Below are 20,817 nucleotides of genomic sequence, written 5' to 3' on the forward strand. Positions count from 1 at the left end.
AAACAGACTTGTTTATAGCCTTTTGAGGCCATATAATGCGCCCACGCTCGCAGACGGTCAGTCGACCGACAACGGCTCGCCCCTGTGCTTCCACAGGCAGACGCCGCCGAAGACCAGCAGCCAGACCAATCCCAGTATGGCTGGATACCGGGTGTCGGGAGCCAGGAAGAGCGAGAGATAGATCAGGACGAAGAAGGCGATGGCAACGGCTCCAGTCACCCGGTAGGCCGGCATGATGAACCCGTCAGGCATGAAGTCCGGGCTGGTCCGGTAGCGACGGTGAGCAAGCAGGGTCAGGATGTAGATGAAGATGATGACCGCGCTCGAGCAGGAGGTGAACAGGACGAAAGTGTCCTCGAAGCCGGGCAGCAGATGCAGCACCGGAGACAGGAGGATCAGCACCCCGGACAGGACGATGGCCCGGGCGGGCACCTTGCCGCGGCGCGAGATCGTATGCAGGCTGCGCATCAGGGGGGAGCGGCCGGCGGCGGCCAGCTGGAAGAGATTGCGGCCGGCGGAATAGAGCAGGGAATTCAGCGAGGAACTGGCTGCCGTGATGACCACGAAGAAGACCAGAGCGGCCGCCCAGTCGACCCCGGCGTAGCGAAAGACCATGACGAATGGCGAGGTGAAGCTGCCGTCAGCGTTGGGACGGAAGGAGCGCCAGGGCACGATCAGCATGATGGCGACCAGGGCGCCCACGTAGAAGATCAGCACCCTCAGGATGATCTGATTGATGGCCTTGGGCAGGACCTTGCGGGGATTCTGGGTCTCGGAGACGGTGACCCCCACGAACTCGATCATTTCGTAGGCGAAGAAGACCATCTGGAAGCTCATGAAGAAGGCCATCCACCCGTTGGGCGCCATGCTCAGGCCATTGGTGATGTTGTCCAGGCCCGCATGGCCGGCCGGGCTGATCCGATCCTGCCCCGGCATGTGAACCGCCGGATAGTGGAAGCCCGTGATGACCATGACCACGGCCGTGGCGATCATGGCCAGGATCAGGGTGATCTTGATCATGGAGAACCAGAACTCGGTCTCCCCGAAGACCCGCACGGCAATCAGGTTGATGCACACCATGGCCGCCAGGAAGCAGAGCTCGATCAGGCCCCGCCAAGCGCTCAGATCAATGCCGAAAGTGCCGAAGAAAGTGACGAAGTAGGTGCCCACGGCAGTCAGCTCGGACATGCCGATCAGGATGAGCACGATCCAGTAGGACCAGCCGGCGAAAGACCCCCACCCCTGGCCCAGGTAGCGGCTGATGAAGGCGATGAAGGTGTGCTGGACGGGGCTGCGATACATGAGCTCGCCAATGGCCCGCATGAGCAGGTACATGATCAGCCCTACGCCGATGTAGACCAGGATGATGGAGGGACCGGTCAGGGCTATGGACTTGCCCGACCCCAGGAAGAGCCCGGTGCCGATGGTGCCGCCGATGGCGATGAACTGCACATGACGGTTGCTCAGACCGCGTTCCATGCCGTCGCCTGCCGAGGCGCTGTCACCTTGATTCTGCTGCGCCAAAGGGCCATTGCCCGTACGGTTCATGCGACTGCACCTCCTTGTCTTCACAACCCATTAATCATCGCCGTCCAGGAAGGGACATCCCATCAAGGCCGGTAGGACAGCAATACCACAGAGGTGTCGATAACCGGGAGCAGACGGCAGACACCGACGCCCATGGTAGGGCCTGACGGTCACCATTCGGTGAATTGACCATCTCATATGGCGGACGTCTCTGTTCCACAATGCAAAGGCATGCTCATTCCGCTCGGACCGGCTCCTATAGGGTTGGCCCTGTCAGCCGGTCACATTCAGCTGACAACTACCATCTAAGGAATGACATCCCCATGGATCAACCCAAGGAGTCGCAGGGCAAGAACCTGCGCAAAACCCTGAAGAACAGGCACATCCAGCTCATCTCGCTGGGCGGCGCCATAGGGACGGGACTCTTCTACGGGTCCGGGGAATCCATCTCATTGGCAGGGCCGGCCATCATCATCGCCTATCTGATAGGCGGTCTGGCCATCTTCATGATCGTCAGGGCCATGAGCGAAATGAGCGTGGAAGACCCCAAGTCCGGCGCTTTCAGCTACTACGCCACCCGCTACTGGTCCAAGCGTGCGGGCTTCGTGTCGGGATGGAACTACTGGATGAACTACGTCCTGGTATCCATGGTCGAACTCTCCGTGGTGGGCACCTTCGTCAACTTCTGGTTCCCGGCAATCCCCGCCTGGGTCTCTGCGGCCTTCTTCCTGGTGGTCATCACGGCGGCCAATCTGATGGGAGTCAGCAAGTTCGGCGAGTTCGAGTTCTGGTTCGCCATCATCAAGATCGCGGCCATCGTCGCCATGATCATCGGCGGCCTGGCTGTCGTGGTCATGGCCCTGCCCACGGCCAACGGACTGCGGGCCTCCTTCGCCAATTGGTTCACCGTGGGCGGCGGGTTCCTGCCCAACGGACTCATGCGTCACGGGGCCAATGGCCAGTGGACCGGTCTGCTCATGTCGCTGGCGGTGGTCATGTTCAGCTTCGGCGGCACCGAGCTGATCGGCATCACCGCCGGGGAGGCCTCCGATCCCCGTCGGACCATCCCCAAGGCCACCAACGCCATCATCTGGAGGATTCTGGTCTTCTACATCCTGACGCTTGGGGTGATCATGGCCGTAGTCCCCTGGAATGCCATCGGCAAGCCCAACGCACAGGGCATGGTCGTCAGCCCCTTCGTCCAGATATTCGACTCGGTGGGAGTCCACGCGGCCGCAGGCATCCTCAACTTCGTCTGCCTGACTGCAGTCATGAGCGTTTACAACTCGGCCCTCTACTCCAACTCCCGCATGCTCTTCTCCCTGGCCCGGCAGGGCAATGCCCCCAAGTACCTGAGCCGCCTGTCCAAGGGAGGCGTGCCCTACGCAGGAGTGCTGACCTCAGCCTGCATCATCGCCCTGGCCGTGGTCGTGGTCTTCCTCTGGCCGCAATTCGCCTTCAACTACCTGATGAGTATCGCTACGATCTCGGCCATCATCAACTGGTCCATGATCATGGTGACCGAGATGCTCTTCCGGCGTGCCGTAGCACGAGGCGAGGGGCCGGGCGACCTGGCTAGCAAGACCGGTGAAAGCGCTTTGAACGCCCTGCACTTCAAGCTGCCCTTTGCCCGGGTGACCCCTTGGGCGGTCCTGGCTTTCCTGGCCTTCGTGGTGGTGCTCATGTATTTCTCCCCCAGCTACCGGGTGGCGGTCATCGCCGGGCCCATCTGGCTGTCCATCCTCCTGGTGGCCTACCAGCTGACCCATCGGCACAGGCGCGACTAAGGGGCCCGGCCCAAATCAGGCCGACTGTCTCTCAACGACCCATATGCGTGGCGTATGATTCAATGTCTTGCCGAGATTGTCCCCACATTCGCTGGCTTCAACAATGGCATCGATATAGGCAAAGACAACATTGTCGTAATCGACACTTGTCAATGATGGCTGCAGATAGGCAGCAATGGGGTCATTATCGACTCCGATGATGCGCAGGCCTCGGGGAATTTCGATGCCCTTGTCCTTGACCCTGGAGATCAGAAGCGCGGCCAGCTGATCATTGTAGACGCAGACCCCATCGCATTTGTTCTCGACCAAGCAATTCACCAGAGCGTCTGCCGACTGGCCGTGGTCATGCCATGAGATATTGGCATTCAGTACCAGATTCCGCCCCCCTGCAGCGAGTCCTCGTCGTACACCTGCCAGCCTCGACCCACAAATGGCGCTGTTGCTCGAGGTTGTGGTACCGACATAGGCGATGCGCTCGCAGCCCTTGTCCATGAGGTATCCGGCCTGTTGAGCGCCAACGGATTCCTGAAAATCACCAAACATCTCTACGGGAGGCAGGCCGTTGTGCTTTTTCCTGGAAGGCCGGAAGAACTCGACCAGAGGAATATGAAGCCTCTTCAGAAGGTCCTTGTCTTCATTAGATAGCTGGAAGAAGGGAACCACAACGCTGGGTGTGATTTCTTCCAGGAGCTGCTTCAACGGAGTGGTCGATCCTGCGGTCTTCGAAAAGAGGCAGGTCAGCCCTCGGTCATGGAGACTCCGGCTCAGTACATTCGTTGCTTCATCGGCCTTGAGCGAGGGCTCGGAATCCACGGTAAGGCATAAGACAACGGTGCCCCTGCCACGTTGCAGTACCCTCCCGGCCGCGGAAGGAACAAACCCCAAGTCATCAGCTGCCTTGATGACTTTCTGCCTGGTCTTCTCAGGGATCGATGCATCACGATGATTGAGAACGAGGCTGACCGTGGTACGCGAGACACCGGCTTGATCAGCCACATCCTGGCTACGAACCACCCTCTTCTTCGCCACTGGTTCGCTCCTTCCCGGAGGTCTATTTGACATATCTGTCAATTAGTATATTATTACGTGGTAACACGTGTTAGTAGCACGCGTTACCACACTTCATACCATGTACGGCCAAAGGAGCTCGTCGTGAATGAAACTACCCAGAAACCGGCCAGAGACAAGGTCAGCGTCAATCGAATACTAATACTGCTTTTCCCAACCATCATCGGTGTATATGGAGTCTATCAGGCCATAGGACAAGTACTGCTGCCGGCCCAGATCGTCAGCATTGACCCCACAAATAAGGTGCATGATACAGCCATGATCTCCTTTGTGAATTCACTGGTCGGAACCATCATCCTCCCTGTGGGTGCCGCTATTTCGGACCGGACACGGAGCAGGTTCGGCAGAAGGACTCCCTGGCTCATTATCTCCGCACTTGGAACAGCCCTGGCCTGCATAGGCATGGGCTTCATGACCGGCATCGCAGGTCTGGTCGTCATGGCCGGCCTGGTCTGGTTGTTCGCCAACTGGTTCCAAGGTGTTATCTATGCAGTCATTCCGGACAGGATCCCTGAAGACAAGCGCGGGGTGGCATCATCGGTGACCGGACTGGGGGTTCCCGTGGGAATCCTCGTCTTTGTCAATCTCGCCTCCCGAACAGGTCAGCACTGGGGATACCTCCTGGTCGGACTCTTCCTCCTTGTAGCAGCAGTGGTGTTCTGCATATTTGCCCCCGAACCTTCATCATTGGAGAACCTGCCCCAGGAACCGAAGGAGAAGAAGCGGAAGACCTTCAACTTCAAAGAAATAGGCCATTTCTTCTCAGCCTTCCTGCATTGGGACTTCACCATGGCCTTCATCTCCCGATTCACCTTCTACTTTGCCGCCTTTGCCATTTCAAGCTTCACCTTCTACGTGCTGACCGACTACATCGGCACAAAGAACATCCCGGGGCAAAACCCGACGACCGCGGTGGCAACCATTTCATCCATACAGACCGTGGCCCAGATCATCGCCATCATAATCTTCGGAAAACTCGCTGACATGCTGGACCGCCGTAAGTTGGTCGTGGCCATGTCGTCAATCGTCTACATGGTCTCCTTTATAGTCCCCCTGGTCATGCCGAACTGGATCGGCATGGTCATCTACGCCATCATCAATGGTGCAGCCGGCGGGGTCTACTTCTCCGTCGATATAGCCGTCATGTCCCTCGTCCTTCCCTCCAAGGCCGACGAGGGCAGGGACCTGGGCATTCTGGCCGTTGCGACTTCCGTACCGGCCGCCCTCTCACCCCTGGTCGGATCCATGCTGATCAGCGCCACCGGCACCTACGCAGCAGTCTTCGTCTTCGGGATTCTCACGTCATTCCTGGGAGGCGTATTCACCATGCTGATTCGCTCGGTCAGGTAACCACCGCACAAGTCGCGACTAACCATAATCAGAGAAAGGAAATACCGTCATGCCCTACGCAAAGAACGGCAATATAACCATTTACTACGAATCTGCAGGCCCCAAGGACGGGGCACCCCTTATCCTGGTCGCCGGGTATACCTCCCAACTAGTCAGCTGGGATAAGGACCTGACCAGACTTCTCAATCAGCAAGGAATCCGGACCATAGTCTTCGACAACCGCGACGTCGGACTGTCCAGCCAGACCGGGTCACCGGACCAGACCGGCAAACTCTACGATGTGACCGACATGGCCAAGGATGTTCTGGCCATCGCCGACGCCGAAGGCCTTGAACGGTTCAACATCATGGGTGTTTCCATGGGAGGCATGATTACCCAGCAGATTCTGGCCGAGTATTCCCAACGGATATCCTCGGCCATCATCGGGTTCACCGCCCCCTCCCAACATCTCGAATGGTTGACTTCCAAGGAATCCGCGGCCGACGAGGGTGGCAACGTTGGATTGGATGTGGCCTCATCACGGGAAGAAGCCGTCAATCTATTCGTCACCCGCGAGCGAGCCTGCCATACGACCTCGGCTTATCCCTTCAATGAAGAGAAAGTGCGGGAACAGGGGATCCTCACCTATGACCGCTGCTACCGTCCGGACGGCTGGAGAAGACAGCAGGCGGCCATCGCGGACTTCATGGCCGATGAGGACAAACTGGCTGCGCTCGATCTGCCGGTCGCCGTCCTCCATGGGAGACGAGACCCCTTCTTCAGCCCGAAAGCCGGCATCCATATCGCCTGGCTCCTGAAGAACTCCGAATTGCATATATACCCGGGCATGGCTCACGAACTGCCGGAAGCGCTCTGGGACGACTTCGTTCGCATCATCACCAGGACTATAGAACGGGGCCAGAAAACCGAAAAATAAGCAAATCGGTGGGTGCCAAATTCGCAATTGCCGGATTTGGCACCCACCGATAAAACCGATACCCGACCGGCCATCACCGTACATGTTCCGCCATGGCCGGTTTATTATCGCCTGCGATCCAACCACCACCGGAGGCATCCACAAGCTTCGGGCCTGAATGCGGAACACGGGCGGTCCTTGTCGGAGAAATACTCTAGGCTAGTCTATGATTGCAAGCCACTGAAGAGGTCGCCGAACCTATCAGTAACCGGGATCAGACAGTGCGGTGTCGCCTATTCCCGGCGAAAGGAAGTCCGGCCGAAACGGTTCGGATCCGCCCATCCGACCCGTTGGGCCCGGGTCGAACAGGTCCGGGACTGTCGCAACCCGATGTTGCGGAGCGCTATGTGCAGTGTCACAGACAGGCAACCCGCCTGGATTCCGCCTGAGCGGAACTGGCCGGAACCGTCGTCATAGGGCTCTCAGGTCAGTTCGAGGAGAAGAGCAGCCATGGCGACCAGGCAGGGCGGAAAGGTCAGCCCCTCTACATCCGACGACCGGGTCCAACGCAACCTCAAGACCCGACACGTCACCATGATCGCCCTGGGCGGCTGCATCGGCACCGGCCTGTTCATGACTTCCGGCTCCACTATTGCCAAGGCCGGACCGGGAGGCGCGCTGGTGGCCTACGCGGCCATGGGCCTCATGGTCTACTTCCTGATGACCAGCCTGGGCGAACTGGCCACCCACCTGCCCACTTCCGGCTCCTTCGCCGCCTATAATGCCCGCTATGTGGATCCGGCACTGGGCTTCGCCATGGGCTGGAACTACTGGCTGAACTGGGCCATCACCGTGGCTGTGGACATCTCCACCGCCGCCCTGCTGATCCAGTACTGGCTGCCCCACACCCCGGGATGGGTCTGGAGCCTGCTGGTCCTGGTGGTCATTTTCCTGATCAACGCCCTGACCGTGTCCACCTTTGGCGAGACCGAGTTCTGGCTCTCCCTGATCAAGGTAGTGACAGTGATCGTCTTCCTGGCCATCGGTCTGGCCATGATCTGCGGCATCATGTTTCGCCCGGCCGTGGGCCTAGGCAACTTCACCTACAAGGACGCCCCCTTCGTGGGCGGATTCCCCGCCATTCTCAGCGTCTTTTTGATTGCAGGCTTCTCCTTCCAGGGCACCGAGCTGATCGGCGTCACGGCTGGCGAGTCCGAAAACCCCGGCAAGGCGGTTCCCAAGGCCATCAATGATGTCTTCTGGAGGATCCTGCTCTTTTATATTTTGTCCATCTTCGTCATCGCTGCGCTGATCCCCTACACCAGCCCTAATCTGCTGAGCTCCGCCGAGGGGGACATCGCCATGTCGCCCTTCACCCTGGTCTTCCAGCGGGCCGGCCTGGCCTCGGCAGCCAGCGTCATGAACGCCATCATCCTGACCTCGGTCCTCTCGTCCGCCAACTCGGGGGTCTACGCCTCCACCCGGATGCTCTACGCCCTTGCCAAGGACCATTACGCCCCGGCCTTCTTCGGGCACACCACCCGTCATGGCATCCCCATGGCCTCGCTGGTCGCCACTCTCGTGGTCTCCCTGGCCACCTTTGCCGCCAGCATCTTCGGCCAGCGGATCTACATGTGGCTGGTGGCCGCCTCTGGGCTCACCGGATTCATCGTCTGGATCGGCATCGCACTCAGCCACTATCGCTTCCGCCGCGCCTGGGTGGTCCAGGGCCACCGGGTTGAGGAGCTGCGCTACCATGCCAAGCTCTTCCCCCTGGGGCCCATCCTGGCCCTGATTCTGTGCATCATCGTCATCGGCGGGCAGAACATCGAGGCCTTCGTCAACTGGAACTGGCAGGAGATCGGCGTCACCTACATCAGCGTGCCCCTGGTGCTTGCGCTCTACCTGGGCTACAAGATCCGATACCATACCCGCATCGTTCCCCTGAAGGAGATGGATTTGAGCGGGGATCCGGAATCGCTATGAAAGATTTGTCAACTAGCATGACACATTATGACCATGGGAGCTGGAAAGCCACACCAATGGCATAGACTCCCTAAGCGTTCGAGGACCGGCTCAAGGACCCGGCCATATGAATCTGTTCCGGCATCCAGCCGGCATATCAGGAATCGCAATTTCAGTACGACCCCGGACTCCCCGGTGCGTCGCCCAGCCAAAAGGAGGAGGATCATGACGCGGAACACCAGCAATGCAGCGTCGAACACCAATCAATCCGACCGGGCCGGGCAAGAGCATCATGGCTACGGCAGCGTCAAGCGCAACCTCAAGACCCGCCACATCTCCATGATCGCCCTGGGCGGCTGCATCGGCACCGGCCTGTTCATGACCTCCGGCTCCACCATTTCCACAGCCGGCCCCGGCGGCGGACTTCTGGCCTACATAGCCATGGGCGTCATGGTCTACTTCCTGATGACCAGCCTGGGCGAGCTGGCCACCCACCTGCCGGTGTCAGGATCCTTCGCCGCCTACAGCGCCCGCTACGTGGATCCGGCCCTGGGCTTCGCCATGGGCTGGGACTACTGGCTGAACTGGACCATCTCGGGTGCCGTGGACATCTCCACCGCCGCCCTGCTGATCCAGTACTGGCTGCCCCACACCCCGGGATGGATCTGGAGCCTGCTGGTCCTGGTCATCGTCTTCCTGATCAACGCCCTGACGGTCTCCGCTTTCGGGGAGACCGAATTCTGGCTCTCCCTGATCAAGGTGGCCACCATCATTGTCTTCCTGGTCATCGGCATGGCCATGATCTGCGGCATCATGTTCCAGCCGGCGGTCGGCCTCAAGAACTTCACCTACAAGGACGCCCCCTTCGTGGGAGGCTTCCCGGCCATCATGAGCGTCTTCCTGATCGCCGGCTATTCCTTCCAGGGCACCGAGGTGGTAGGCGTGACCGCTGGCGAGTCCGAAAATCCAGGCAAGGCGGTCCCCAAGGCCATCAACGACGTCTTCTGGCGGATCCTGCTCTTCTATGTGCTGTCCATCTTCGTTATCGCTGCCCTGATCCCCTACACCAGCCCCAACCTCCTGGGAGCCTCTGACGGGAACATCGCCATGTCGCCATTCACCCTGGTCTTCCAGCGGGCCGGCCTGGCCTCGGCGGCCAGCGTCATGAACGCGGTGGTGCTGACATCCATCCTCTCGGCCGTCAACACCGGGGCCTACGCCTCCAGCCGCATGCTCTACGGACTGGCCAAGGACCACTATGCCCCGGCCATCTTCGCCAGGACCACCAAGAGGGGCATCCCCCTGGCAGCTCTGGTAGCCACGGTCTGCATGTCCCTGGCCACCTTCGCCTCCAGCATCTTCGGCCAGTCCTTCTACATGTGGCTGGTGACCGCCACTGGACTGACCGGCTTCATCGCCTGGATCGGCATCGCCCTGAGCCACTTCCGCTTCCGGAGGGCCTTCAAGCTCCAGGGGCACGACCTGAGCGAGCTCAAGTACCACTCCAAGCTCTATCCGCTGGGCCCGGTCCTGGCCATGGTGCTCTGCGTCATCGTCATCGCCGGACAGGACATCCCCTCCCTGCTCAGCCTGAACTGGTCGCACATGGCCATGACCTACTTCAGCGTGGTCCTGGTCCTGGTCCTCTACCTGGGCTTCAAGTTCGTCAACCACACCAAGATCGTGCGTCTCAAGGACATGGACGTGTCCGGCGCCGAATCCGCCCGCTGAAGCAGAAGGCGCCCCGCAGATGATCTGTTCCATCCGCGGGGCGCCATCAGGCCAAGCACAAGCCTAGGCCAACGACGATGGCTTCGACCTTCTGACCGGAATGGCCACCATCAAGGCCAGCGAGACCATAAGCAAGGCCGCCAGGCTCACTGCAGCGACATCCGCTCCGGTGGAGGACAAACCACCGCCCCCGACTGATGCATCACGGCCAGGGTCGTGACGACCATTTCCGCTGACACCGGCAGAGATCAGACTGGTACCTTGTCCCAGACTGCCGCCTTGCGTTCCATTTCCGCCCGGTCCGCTGAGGGGAACCAGGGCCTTGATAGCCTCCTGAAGACCTTTCAGCGCCTGATCAACTGCCGCCTGGTCGGCATTGGGATCGTCATAGACAGCCTGTGCCTGCATTCGAGCCGCAGTGAAAGCCAGCCAGGAACCGGACTCGTATTTGCCCTGGTCCAGACCATCGGCCTTCTTCAAGGCAGCAGAAAGGCCAGATTTGTCGACTTTGACCGAGGAATCAACCACCTTGACCCGGACTTTCACATCAGGGTGGGCGAGCTCTTCATTCGCATCCATGTCCAGCACGGGCAGACCATCTGCTGCCCAATGGACCCGGCGCACGAAAGTATCCCGCCCGGAATAGTTGCGGTAGCCATCCGTCCTGTTGGCGTATGCGTGGAAGACGTAGATCTGATTGCCGTCCTCGTCCTCGCTCCACATGCCATGGCCCGTGCCCAGCTGCCACTTTCCGTTGAAAATGCCCGAGTTCTGGATGGGGTAGTTCAGATTGCTCCAACTGGCTGGATCGGTCAGGTCGGTATTGCCTGATCCGTCGGCCACAGCCATGCCGGTGGTGTAGGTCTTGCCGACCGAAGAACCGGAATACATGAGATAGAGCTTGCCCTGGTGCAGGGTTACATTGGGCCCCTCGGCGATTGTGGCGTTCCAAGCGTAATCCGGAGCGACAATCCTCACCGGGTCGGTGGTGACATGAGCAGGGTCGGCAGGATTCATCCTGGCCAAATAGGTGGCCCCCAGCTGCTGCCAGACGTAATAGGATTGTCCCTTCTGATCCTGGAAGTAGCTCATATCCAAGGACATGCCGACACTTCCATCAGCGGCAAGGGCCAGAGGGCGCCCGTCGGAACGAGTCACGTCTCGCGGCCGCTCCCAGTTGGAAGCGACGGTCGGGTCGAGATCATGACCTCCGGCATCCTGCTTGAGCTGCATATAAACCGCCTTGCCATTGGTCCACTGGTTTCCGTATCCAGCCATGAACAGGACTGTCAGCCTGCCATTGATCTCGTGAATCTCAGGCGCCCAGAAGCTGTGCATGATCGGCTGCCCCTCTGCATCGGGATCCCCCGCCTTAAGGATGATATGCTCCTTGGCGTTGTACCCGTTGGCATCAATCAACCCGGAATCCTGGCCAGGGGTGTCAGCCAGATCGGCAATGGCATCGGCCATCCGCAGAGGCATATGGGGACTGCCATGCTGCCAGGTGCAGTCTCCTTCAATGTCATTGGTGGCGATCATGAGGTACTTGGTATCCACCCGATCATGGCCGTCCACCTGCCGCTTCCACTGCCACTTGTAGATGGAGGGATCAGCGCGCTCCTCGGCGAAAGGAACCTTGTAGGAGGTCTGGCCGATGGTGCCGGCGACCTCATATTCCCCGACTTTGTCCAAGTCAAGATGCGAGGTATCCCAGTCTCTGATGGGCAGCGAACCCGTGGAACCGTCGGAATAGGTCAGTCGAGCGGCTTTCGGCAGCTTCAATCCGTCAGCCGAACTCCCTTTGGTCACGGTGATGTCCTTGAAACCATCCACGCCGGTGTTGGTCAGACGGCCGAATCGGGTTTGCAGGGCCTTGACACGGTCCTGGTCAATAACGATGGACGAACCGTGGCGATAGTCATCAATACCTTGAACCTCTGACGCCGGTTGACTGCCGCCGACCGTGGCGAACCGCCCGACATGGACAGGCCCATGCACGGAATCCTTGTCCTTGAGCTCAGCAAAGCTGGTGTACTTGGGCACTCCGTTGTCGTCATACCACCCGATCATGGTGGTCTTGGATGCCGTATCGTAGACCCCATAGGGGCTGTTGACCCCGTTGGTTTCGCCCAGGTCAATCAGGCCTGCGGAGTTCGGGCTCTCCTCATAGGCAAGCAAGTCAGCGGACCGGGCAAAGAGCAGGCGGCCAGGACTGTCCGGCACATCCGTCCCCCGGTTGGTGCGCACGGAGAGGATTCCGTAGGACCCGTCCCCCATCATGAAAATCGAGGGATCCTTGAGGCTGCGCGCGTAGTCCCTGGTGTTCTGGTTGACGGGCTGCGAGGCGTAACCCAGCGGGAAGAAGATGCCATAGTTGCCGTTGTAGGGCTGGTACCGCCCCGAGGCTTCGTCCTTGAGGGCCAGATGCATGCTGTGCGCGATATCGCCGTTGTTGGCTGTATCCGCCGAGGTCGCATTGCGGTCGTAGGCAAGGAGGGTGCTGGCCTTCGACTTGGGAAGGATTTTCACCTCGAAGTCTTTGACAATGGGGTCGGCAACCCCTGCAGCGGCGATTCTGGCAGTGATCCGTCCAGAGACAGGCTTATCACCAGCTATGGAAACCAGTCCCCCATCTTGGATGGAGATGCCGGAAGCGGCCTGAAGCTGCAGGGTCGTATGATCCGGAGCCACAGGAAGCTTGGTCCCCGAGGCGATCAGGGGCGGGATGACGTAACCGTCAGCCGCCTCCTGCAACCTTTGGGCCTTGGTCTTCGTGCTCGGTTTTACGGTGATGCGGTAGCTCTTGCTGCCAGTCAATCCACGCACTGTGGTGGTAGCCGTCATGGTCACCGTTTGATCCTGAGCGCCGGAGGGCGGCTGGTTGACCATACCCTTATCGGTGATGACCGAAGGATCCGATGAGGACCAGGTTACCGTGCCGCCTGCTGTGGGCAGAGCCAGGTAGTCGCCGTCCACACTCTGGTCATGGAAGCCCAGGGCATCGATGCGTCCGTCCACCAGTTCGTTCCTGTGGATGTTGGCGTCGACAGTGCTGATGCTCCTGACCTGTCCAGCGTCCAAGGCCCTGCCGTAGACGCGGAAGTTGGCCACCTGGCCCTTGAAATTCACATCCTTCCAAGGCGAATGACCGATGGTGTTGAGGCTCTGGTCGCCAATGTCGGCAGTGGTGACGGGAACCTTGCCAGAGGCGACCTCCTCGCCATCGACGTAGAGTCTGGCCATGCCGTCCGACCCGTCCAAGGTGGCTGTCACCGACATCCACTGGTCGGCCCGGACCGCGCAGGAGCCCGACTGGACCAGATGCTCGATCCCCTTCGCCTTGATGCCCACCAGGGGCTGGCGTCCGAAGGCGCAGTTGAGGGAACTGAACAGGTATTCCTGGTTGGAGGCGTTGCCGATGTTCCACATGAAGTGGAAGCTCTTGAGCATGTCGGGATCCGCCTTGACCTCCATCTGGACGGTAGCGGAGGACTTGTCTGAAAGCAGATCCGCAGGCAGCCGAACCCAGCTGCCCCCTCCGCTCCAGTCCCCACCGGAAAGAACCAGGGATTGATCCTTCCACAGATCGTCTTCCGGATTCTGCACCTGGGCCTCGCCAAAGGCGCTGCCAGGGGCGGTATTGGCGACCGTGTGCCCGTCCGATGGCTTGCTGGCGAAGGAGTACTCGGCCAGCAAATCGTCGGTGGGCAGGCTCTCAACAGCGCTTGCTGCTGCAGGGATGAAAGCCAACCCGGCCAAGGCGGTCGGAATCGCCATCATCCAGGCGATCATTCTTCCACATCGTTTCACTTCTGCTCATCTCCATCCATGGCTGATGCCGACCCCTGTCGACGGACGAAGAACCTGCAGACGGCAATAAGGACCAGCCCTAGGCTTGCTGCCAGCAGGAGGCCTGGAACCTTCGACAGGTCCACACCTGTGGCGGAAAGGGAGAGACGGGCCTGTGCCTGCGGGTTCGCAGTGCCGGAAGAATTGCCGGATGATGAATGCCCCGGCTTCTGGGCGTTGTCCTTGTCGGGTGCGGGCTGGGCGCTGCGAATCTGGGTCAGTTTGACCTGGTAGGTCCTTGTGGTGGCCTTATCCGCCGCTGTGACCTTGATCGTCAGCATCCTTTCAGCTGATCCAGAAGAGTCCAAGGTCAAGGCGACAGTAGCCTGATCATCCGTGGCGAGAGCGGTGATGTCGGCTTCTGTCAGTCCAGGCAGGTCGGCGAGCGCCAGCGTGGCAGTACCCGCCAAGGCCTGCGCCAGATCCACTGGCTGGCCGGCCACGGTCAGAGACTTGAGGCTGGCGTCATTGGAGAGGACCTTGACCGTGACCTCCACGGGCATCCGAGAAGCATCCGCAGCGATTCCGCTTACCCTGAAGGTTCCGGGGTGGCTGTAGGCGGACGGATCCACGGCATCCCAAGCCACCTTCGCCTGCTCCTTGCTTCCGTCAGCCTTGGTCAGCTCCACCTGGGCAGGAAGGTTCGGCGTGGGATCCTGACCGACCTTCGTCTCTACAGACATGGCCGGAACCGAGGTGACCGCCACATGGGGCGCATAGGCCTCCAGGACCTTCTGATACTGAGCCCTGGTCACTGGCAGGACAGTGCCGTGCCGTGGTTTGCCGCCGTCCGTATTGGTCGGGAAGTTGGCCTCGGGCATCTTGTCGCCGATCACCTTCCACTGGTCGGCCTTGGATATATTGTTCGTGGCCATAGGCACATAGTGGTTGGGGCCGCCGTGGTAATTGGGCTGATCGGCGAAGAGGTAGTACTGGTATCCGTTGACATCCCCATCGTTCGCCCGGAAAAGGGATGGGCCTTCGCCGGCGCTGAAAGTACCGCCGTATCCGTTGGCCTGCCCGCCGCCGATGCGCTCCCCGACCAGGGACCAGTCGTTGGCATCGCCGGATGCGGCGGTGGGATAGGATCCCGCAACCTTGGCCAGAAGGTCCTTGGACTTCTCCTGACGCAGCGTCATGGTCTTCTCGTCCTTATAGACGCGATAGTAGGTGCCATCCTTCTTCTGCACGGTGGCATCGATGGATCCCGAGCCGGGCTGACCCCTGCGGTCTACGTCGATCCAGACCTGGGGCTTGGAGAAGTTGATGAAATCGTCGGTGGTGACATACATCATCCGGTTGTAAGTCAGCGCGGTCCTTTCAGCCGGATCGGTGCCCGGATACAGGTTGGATGCCCAGTAGACCACGTACTTGCCGATCTCGGCGTCGTAATAGGCCTCAGGCGCCCAGGTGTTGCCGGCATAGTCGGTGCTCACCTTGACATGCCGCTCCTGGGACCAGTGGGTCAAATCATCCGACTCCCAGATCTCGATGTATTTGGATCCGTTGGCCTGGGCACCCATGAAACCGCTCAGCCCTCCGGGCGCATTGGGGCGTCCGGATATCTTCAGATCGGTGGCCAGCATGTAGAACTTGTCGCCATCCTTGGACCTCATGATGAAGGGATCGCGAAGCCCCTGCTCGCCCTTGCTGGAGGTGAAGAGGGGAGAACCGTTGTTCAGCGTGTTCCAATCCAGTGCATTGTTGCCCTTGGACGCAGCCAGGCTGATCTTCTCGCCGCCGACGCCTTCGCCGGTGAAGAATGCCCAGACATAGGCCTGATCCTTGGAGTTGTCGGCAGGCATGGGCTGCACCTTGAGGGTGAACTCCTTGACCAGCCTGCTGTCGCCATGCCTGACCTCCAAACTCAAGACCACGGTTGCAGCCGGCTTGCCAGCGGCGGGACGGTTGACCTTCACAGTCTTGGAAGAGGCGTTGACGCCATCAACGATCACCGCGCCGACCGTTCCCGGATCCTTGAGGGACCAGGTGAAGGAGGAACCGTGCTCCCCAACTGCAGGAATGGAGACATTGGTTCGCACATCGTCGGCATTCTCGATGCCCACGGCATCCAGATCAGCCTGCGCCTGCTCCTGATCGCTCAGAAGATGGGGAACCAAAACCTGATAGGCCTTGGTGCGAGTGACCCCGTTCAGGCTGAAAGTGGCCGTCAGGGTCACCCTCGCATCCGGCTGCCCGGAAGCAGGCCTGTTGACAGTGACTGTCCCGTCACCAGCCACTGCCAGGGCCGGTGAATCGGATGCCCAGTCCAGATGCACGCCCGAGAGGTCCGTGGGGAGGGTGAAGTTCTCACTCGCCTGAGCAGGGACTGCTACCGTCGGCATGATCTTCTCCAAGGCCTGGCTGGTATAGATCCCTTTGACCGCAGCGGCATCCATGGCCTGATCATAGATGGCGTAATCATCGACCTCGATCTTGCTCCTTGGATCGGGATAGGAGGATTTGCCCAGGTAGGCGACCAGATCCCCGTAATTGCCGAGACCGCCTTGGGGTACGGAGTAGGTGGAAGAACCCAGCAGAGCGCCATTGAGATAGGAGCTCATCGTTCCTGTAGAGCCGCTGATGACCGTGGTGTACAGAGCCATGTCGTCAGTGGATTTGGAGCCGGATGAGGGAGCCCCGGTGGATCCTGGACCCACTTCAGTGCCCCATGGAGAATTGTTGGGCTGATCGGCGGTCGCTGTGGTCATTACCGCCTTGACCCGCCCCGCAGGGTTGGATGGGTTGAGCAGGAAATACCCTTTAGTGGTATCTGCGTTCCCTATGTAGGCCGCTGAAGTGTTCATGGAGCCGGAATCATTCTTCAGCCAGATCGAAACGGTAAGGTCCTGCTTATCCTTCAAGGCCCCGGTGGGAATGACTACGTCCTGGGTGCCGGTCAGCACGAGACGGCCATCCTTGACGGAAGCATCGCCTTCCAGAGTGGCGTCACTGTGACCGTCAGAGCCCTCGTTGGCTATGGTCCGGCCGCTGGGTGCAGCGTCGAAGGAATAATGGATCAGCGGTTTCTCTGTCTCCTCACCCGATGCGACAAGGGGCAGCAGCGACCCCGATGCCAGTGTTGCACACCCTAGGAGCAACCCCAGGGCTTTCTTTCCATGTCCGTTCATTAACGGGCCTCTTCCTGTGTAATGCCACCACATCATTGCGGTGGCTCTTGAATGCTCCAGGAATAGCTGATTCCGGGAGCCTCTTGTCTTGGACTGCCGACGCCGGCCGTTCCTCGAAAAACCCATAGGGACAGCCGGTCATAGCAGTCAGTGCCTGGATGCCGACCTATACCCGGCCGATCGCAACCAGCAGATTGCCAGGACTGCGCATGCGAGCGCAGCCAAGGCAATGACGCCAACGGATGCACCTGTTTAAGAAAGCCCCGGGTCCGGTGAAACCGACCCAGCACCTCCTGCCTTGGCTTGCTCAATGGGAGATGTCTGGGAGAGGTGGGTATCCGACGTGCCAGGCACGCCAATGTCTGCAGCCTTGGCGACAAGCCCGGTCACCTTGGTCGAGGATGGCTTGACCAGTTTGTCGGTGTACCCCAGATAATCGACTCTGATATCTCCGGAGACCTCATCCGGCACAGTCAGCGTCGCCTTTCCATCTGCCCCCAGTTTCACATCGGCCGTCCAAGACTGACCCAGCCGCGATGCCGGGCTTTGCGTGATACGTACAGCGCCAGCCACATCGCCCTGGTCTTCGGCCTTGACGGTCACGCTCAGCTTGCGGCTGTCCGAGGCATAATCAGCCTGGGTTGTGGAGGCGACCGGTTCCAGATGCGAGGGGTTGGCTGTGGTGTACCTATGCATGGCTTCCAGAACATTCCGAGGCACGGCAACGAAAGCCCCATGCCTCTTCGGGGTGGGCATGCCGTCATCCGTGACATACCCGGTGACGCCCTTGCCCGGCTTCTTCTGAGTAAACCATCCCGGCGTCTGCGAAAGCCTGTGGGACCAGTCGGTGCGGCTCAGATCCGTCTTGCTGGTCATAAAGGGTTGATATCCACCGGAATCAGCCATGATGACCATGGCGTCACCGGCTTCGTTCTGGTTGACGTCATCCTTGTTCAGAGCTATGGATTCCGGCCCCTCAAAGGGAAGCAGCCGCTGGTCGAGCAACCGCCAGGTGCTGGTCTCATCAGCATCGGGATCCGAACTGGCCGTGGTGCAGGTCAGGCACTTCGATCGTTCCAGGAAGGTGGACTTGCCATCCACCACGTAGGATCCTGCGGCACCGTTCTCTTCGTTTTTGGTCATTCGGTAGTAGTAGCTGCCGATTTTGAAAACCGTGGAGTCAATGCGCGAGTATCCGGTGTCCTGCCAGTCCTTGGCGGGGGTGAAGGTTTTGAAGTCCCGGGTGATGGCATAGCGCACGATGTTGTACGGGGAACCCTTCTTCCCGGTGACGGCTGTCGAGCGTGAGCCGTCGGTATAGGCCCGTGAGGAGAAGAAGACCACATAGGCGTTCAGCGCGTCATCCCAGAATGCCTCAGGAGCCCAGGTCATCCCCTGGTTGGGGGAATTGACGACGATCCCTGCATCCGAACCGTCATCGGCGTTGGTCCGCGTCCAATTGACCATGTCCTTGGATTTCCAGGCTTCGATCTTCAGCGAGCCATATTGCTGGTTCTGGCCCCAGCCCTGGCGCGAGACCTTCAGATCGGTGGCGATCATATAGTATTCGTCGCCATCATGCGAGCGCAGCACGTATGGATCGCGCAAGCCGGTGGTGTCTGTCTTGGAAGTGATGACGGGGTCGCCATTGTTGATGGGGCTGAAAGAGAAGAAGTCATTGCGCTCGGTGGAGGTCGCCGATTCATAGAGGGCCTCACCGATTTTTCCTCCGGTCTTGTCAGCGTCAGAGAGAAAAGTGACCGAGGCGTACCCGACATTGGGCGCAGACCTCGGCTTCTCCTTGACCACGACATCGACGCTGCGCGATACAGTGCGCCCATTGCCCGCCTTGGCGGTGGCCGTCAGGCTGACCTTCTTGGCATCGCCCTGCCCATAAGAGGGTCGGGTGACGATGCCGGCGCCCCGATAGGGGTCGGATGCCCCATTGGCCTGTGCCTGGTAATTGCTGTCCGTCGGAGTGATGCGACCAGGGTCGGAAGAAGTCCAGGTGACGTCAACATCATGTCTGGGTCCCTTGGCCAGCAAAGGCAGGTTCCCTGTCGCCTGAGAGGGAACCCCGGCGATCAGAGCATCCACATCATCTTGGGCAGCCGTTTCCGGATCCAAGGGTTTGACGGTTACGTCGACTGAACTGACCAGTCCGCCAGCCCGGCTGGTGGCGGTGATGGTGCTGGTTCCAGCCTTCACAGCCTTGACCTTGCCCTTGGCATCGACCGTAGCTGCAGAGGGATTGGACGAGGCCCAGCTCACCTCCTTGCTGATGGCACTCTCAGGCGTGATTGTTGCGGTCAGCTGCCGCTCATCATTCTCCATCAAGGCCAGGGATCCGTTCACCAGGCCGGTTCCGGTCACGGTTAGCCCAGTCGGCATGACCAGATCGGCCCCCTTGTAGATCTTCAGGTCATCAATGGCGCCATTCCAGTACGCATCGCCCTGATAGAAGGATTTGCCGATGTAGGTGGTGGAACCCCCCAGATCGGAGAGCTTGATACCGGTCTTGGTCTTGATTCCCACCAACTTGTTGTCCCTGAGCAGGGCCATGGAATCATCCTTGATGATGATTCGGAAGTCATGCCAGATTCCGTCATTGTCGTCGAGCTGCTCCTTGAAGGAGGGCTCATTGTGCCAGCCATTGTCCGCAACAGCCAATTTGGCGCTGGTCTTGCTCAGATAGAAGAAAAGGTAATGCGAAGCATCCTTGCCGATAGCCAGCGAGAAATAATTGCCATCGTCAGCATGCCTCGACTTAGCAGCGAAGTCGATGGTCGCCTCGTTGCCTATTGACCCGAAGATTTCCGAAGGCAGCTCAGCATATTGAACGTTTTTTGAAGCATCTGACTGACCGTTCTGCAGATTCAGCGCCTCGTTTCCGTTTCGGTCTCCGAAGGCCCCGATGGATGCCCCGCCGTGAAGAGTCATGGCATAGCCATTGACTGAATCCGATAAGTTTCCCTGACTAAAGTCATAGGAGGCAACCGGGGTCAGCGAGCTGGCTTCCTGCCCTTTTGTCTCAGGCCGCTCAAGGGCGTATGCCGTACCTCCTGCGAAGGACAGCAACATCGGCAGGGTCGCAATGACCGACACCAATGCTTTCATTTTTTTCATGCGCTCCACCACCTTTGGCTCATCGGGATATCGCAATCCCGCCTGCAGTGTCATGCCGACTGCGGCTTGGCTTCGATGACTGCCCTGAGTCGGCACGACGAGTATTCATAGATGGGTCATGACCCATAATTGATCATCACGTCAGCACCTATGCCAAAATCCATTCTGACATCTGCGATCAGCCGCTGTCCCTGAAAAGGATAACGATTCAATAACAATAGATTCTCAGCATTGGCAGGAACGAATAACGGGCATCTCATTACCGTACGGATTGACGAACCATGCAGCCCAGGCACAACGCTGAACCCTGATGCCTCAAATAAAAAAAAATCGCCGCAGACCAGATTCGCATCGAATGCTGGTCTGCGGCGATGCCAAGGAAATGGCA

General features: G+C 59.5%; 10 protein-coding genes and 1 riboswitch. Of the genes, 5 read left to right on the plus strand and 5 right to left on the minus strand.

All coding sequences use genetic code 11. The annotated features are described in order from the left end of the window. Positions 1-57: 57 nt before the first annotated feature. Complete coding sequence (locus ACUIAG_RS06660; protein ID WP_445339432.1) at positions 58-1,548, minus strand: amino acid permease; 1,491 nt, start codon at positions 1,546-1,548, stop codon at positions 58-60. 302 nt (positions 1,549-1,850) lie between these two features. Between ACUIAG_RS06660 and ACUIAG_RS06665 the strand changes: the two genes are divergently transcribed. Further along, positions 1,851-3,314 carry an amino acid permease gene (locus ACUIAG_RS06665; protein WP_445339433.1) on the plus strand — a complete coding sequence of 488 codons (1,464 nt, stop codon included), beginning with the start codon at positions 1,851-1,853 and terminating at the stop codon, positions 3,312-3,314. A 15-nt stretch (positions 3,315-3,329) separates the two neighbouring features. Here the strand turns inward: ACUIAG_RS06665 and ACUIAG_RS06670 are convergent, their stop codons facing one another. Then, the gene (locus tag ACUIAG_RS06670) at positions 3,330-4,343 is read right to left on the minus strand and encodes a LacI family DNA-binding transcriptional regulator (RefSeq protein ID WP_445339434.1); all 1,014 of its coding nucleotides are present in this window, start codon (positions 4,341-4,343) and stop codon (positions 3,330-3,332) included. Positions 4,344-4,466: 123 nt separating this feature from the next. Between ACUIAG_RS06670 and ACUIAG_RS06675 the strand changes: the two genes are divergently transcribed. From ACUIAG_RS06675 to ACUIAG_RS06690, 4 genes are all read left to right on the plus strand, one after another. Then, on the plus strand, positions 4,467-5,732 hold the full coding sequence (locus tag ACUIAG_RS06675; RefSeq protein ID WP_445339435.1) for an MFS transporter: 1,266 nt from the start codon (positions 4,467-4,469) through the stop codon (positions 5,730-5,732). 49 nt (positions 5,733-5,781) lie between these two features. After that, on the plus strand, positions 5,782-6,648 hold the full coding sequence (locus ACUIAG_RS06680) for an alpha/beta fold hydrolase (RefSeq protein ID WP_445339436.1): 867 nt from the start codon (positions 5,782-5,784) through the stop codon (positions 6,646-6,648). A 214-nt stretch (positions 6,649-6,862) separates the two neighbouring features. Continuing rightward, positions 6,863-7,041, plus strand: a riboswitch (Lysine riboswitch). A 96-nt stretch (positions 7,042-7,137) separates the two neighbouring features. Then, a complete protein-coding gene (locus ACUIAG_RS06685) occupies positions 7,138-8,613 on the plus strand; it encodes an amino acid permease (protein ID WP_445339437.1) in 1,476 nt (491 codons plus the stop codon). Positions 8,614-8,817: 204 nt separating this feature from the next. Next, positions 8,818-10,323 (plus strand): amino acid permease, encoded by a 1,506-nt coding sequence (locus ACUIAG_RS06690; RefSeq protein ID WP_445339438.1) that lies wholly within the window; start codon positions 8,818-8,820, stop codon positions 10,321-10,323. 63 nt (positions 10,324-10,386) lie between these two features. Here the strand turns inward: ACUIAG_RS06690 and ACUIAG_RS06695 are convergent, their stop codons facing one another. From ACUIAG_RS06695 to ACUIAG_RS06705, 3 genes are all read right to left on the minus strand, one after another. Further along, positions 10,387-14,100 carry a family 43 glycosylhydrolase gene (locus ACUIAG_RS06695; RefSeq protein ID WP_445339439.1) on the minus strand — a complete coding sequence of 1,238 codons (3,714 nt, stop codon included), beginning with the start codon at positions 14,098-14,100 and terminating at the stop codon, positions 10,387-10,389. Positions 14,101-14,129: 29 nt separating this feature from the next. Then, positions 14,130-17,303, minus strand: coding sequence for an immunoglobulin-like domain-containing protein (locus ACUIAG_RS06700; protein WP_445339440.1), 3,174 nt, complete (start codon positions 17,301-17,303; stop codon positions 14,130-14,132). Between the two features lie 252 nt (positions 17,304-17,555). Next, entirely contained in the window at positions 17,556-20,429 is a 2,874-nt protein-coding gene (locus tag ACUIAG_RS06705) for an Ig-like domain-containing protein (RefSeq protein ID WP_445339441.1), read from the minus strand. Positions 20,430-20,817: the final 388 nt, after the last annotated feature.

The sequence above is a fragment of the Bifidobacterium sp. ESL0825 genome, assembly GCF_052606465.1.

What these genes read in the sequence shown, in the direction of transcription:
- ACUIAG_RS06705 (WP_445339441.1), bottom strand. Translation starts at nt 20,429, where the DNA reads ATGAAAAAAATGAAAGCATTGGTGTCGGTCATTGCGACCCTGCCGATG.
- ACUIAG_RS06700 (WP_445339440.1), bottom strand. Translation starts at nt 17,303, where the DNA reads ATGAACGGACATGGAAAGAAAGCCCTGGGGTTGCTCCTAGGGTGTGCA.
- ACUIAG_RS06680 (WP_445339436.1), top strand. Translation starts at nt 5,782, where the DNA reads ATGCCCTACGCAAAGAACGGCAATATAACCATTTACTACGAATCTGCA.
- ACUIAG_RS06690 (WP_445339438.1), top strand. Translation starts at nt 8,818, where the DNA reads ATGACGCGGAACACCAGCAATGCAGCGTCGAACACCAATCAATCCGAC.
- ACUIAG_RS06685 (WP_445339437.1), top strand. Translation starts at nt 7,138, where the DNA reads ATGGCGACCAGGCAGGGCGGAAAGGTCAGCCCCTCTACATCCGACGAC.
- ACUIAG_RS06665 (WP_445339433.1), top strand. Translation starts at nt 1,851, where the DNA reads ATGGATCAACCCAAGGAGTCGCAGGGCAAGAACCTGCGCAAAACCCTG.
- ACUIAG_RS06660 (WP_445339432.1), bottom strand. Translation starts at nt 1,548, where the DNA reads ATGAACCGTACGGGCAATGGCCCTTTGGCGCAGCAGAATCAAGGTGAC.
- ACUIAG_RS06695 (WP_445339439.1), bottom strand. Translation starts at nt 14,100, where the DNA reads ATGGCGATTCCGACCGCCTTGGCCGGGTTGGCTTTCATCCCTGCAGCA.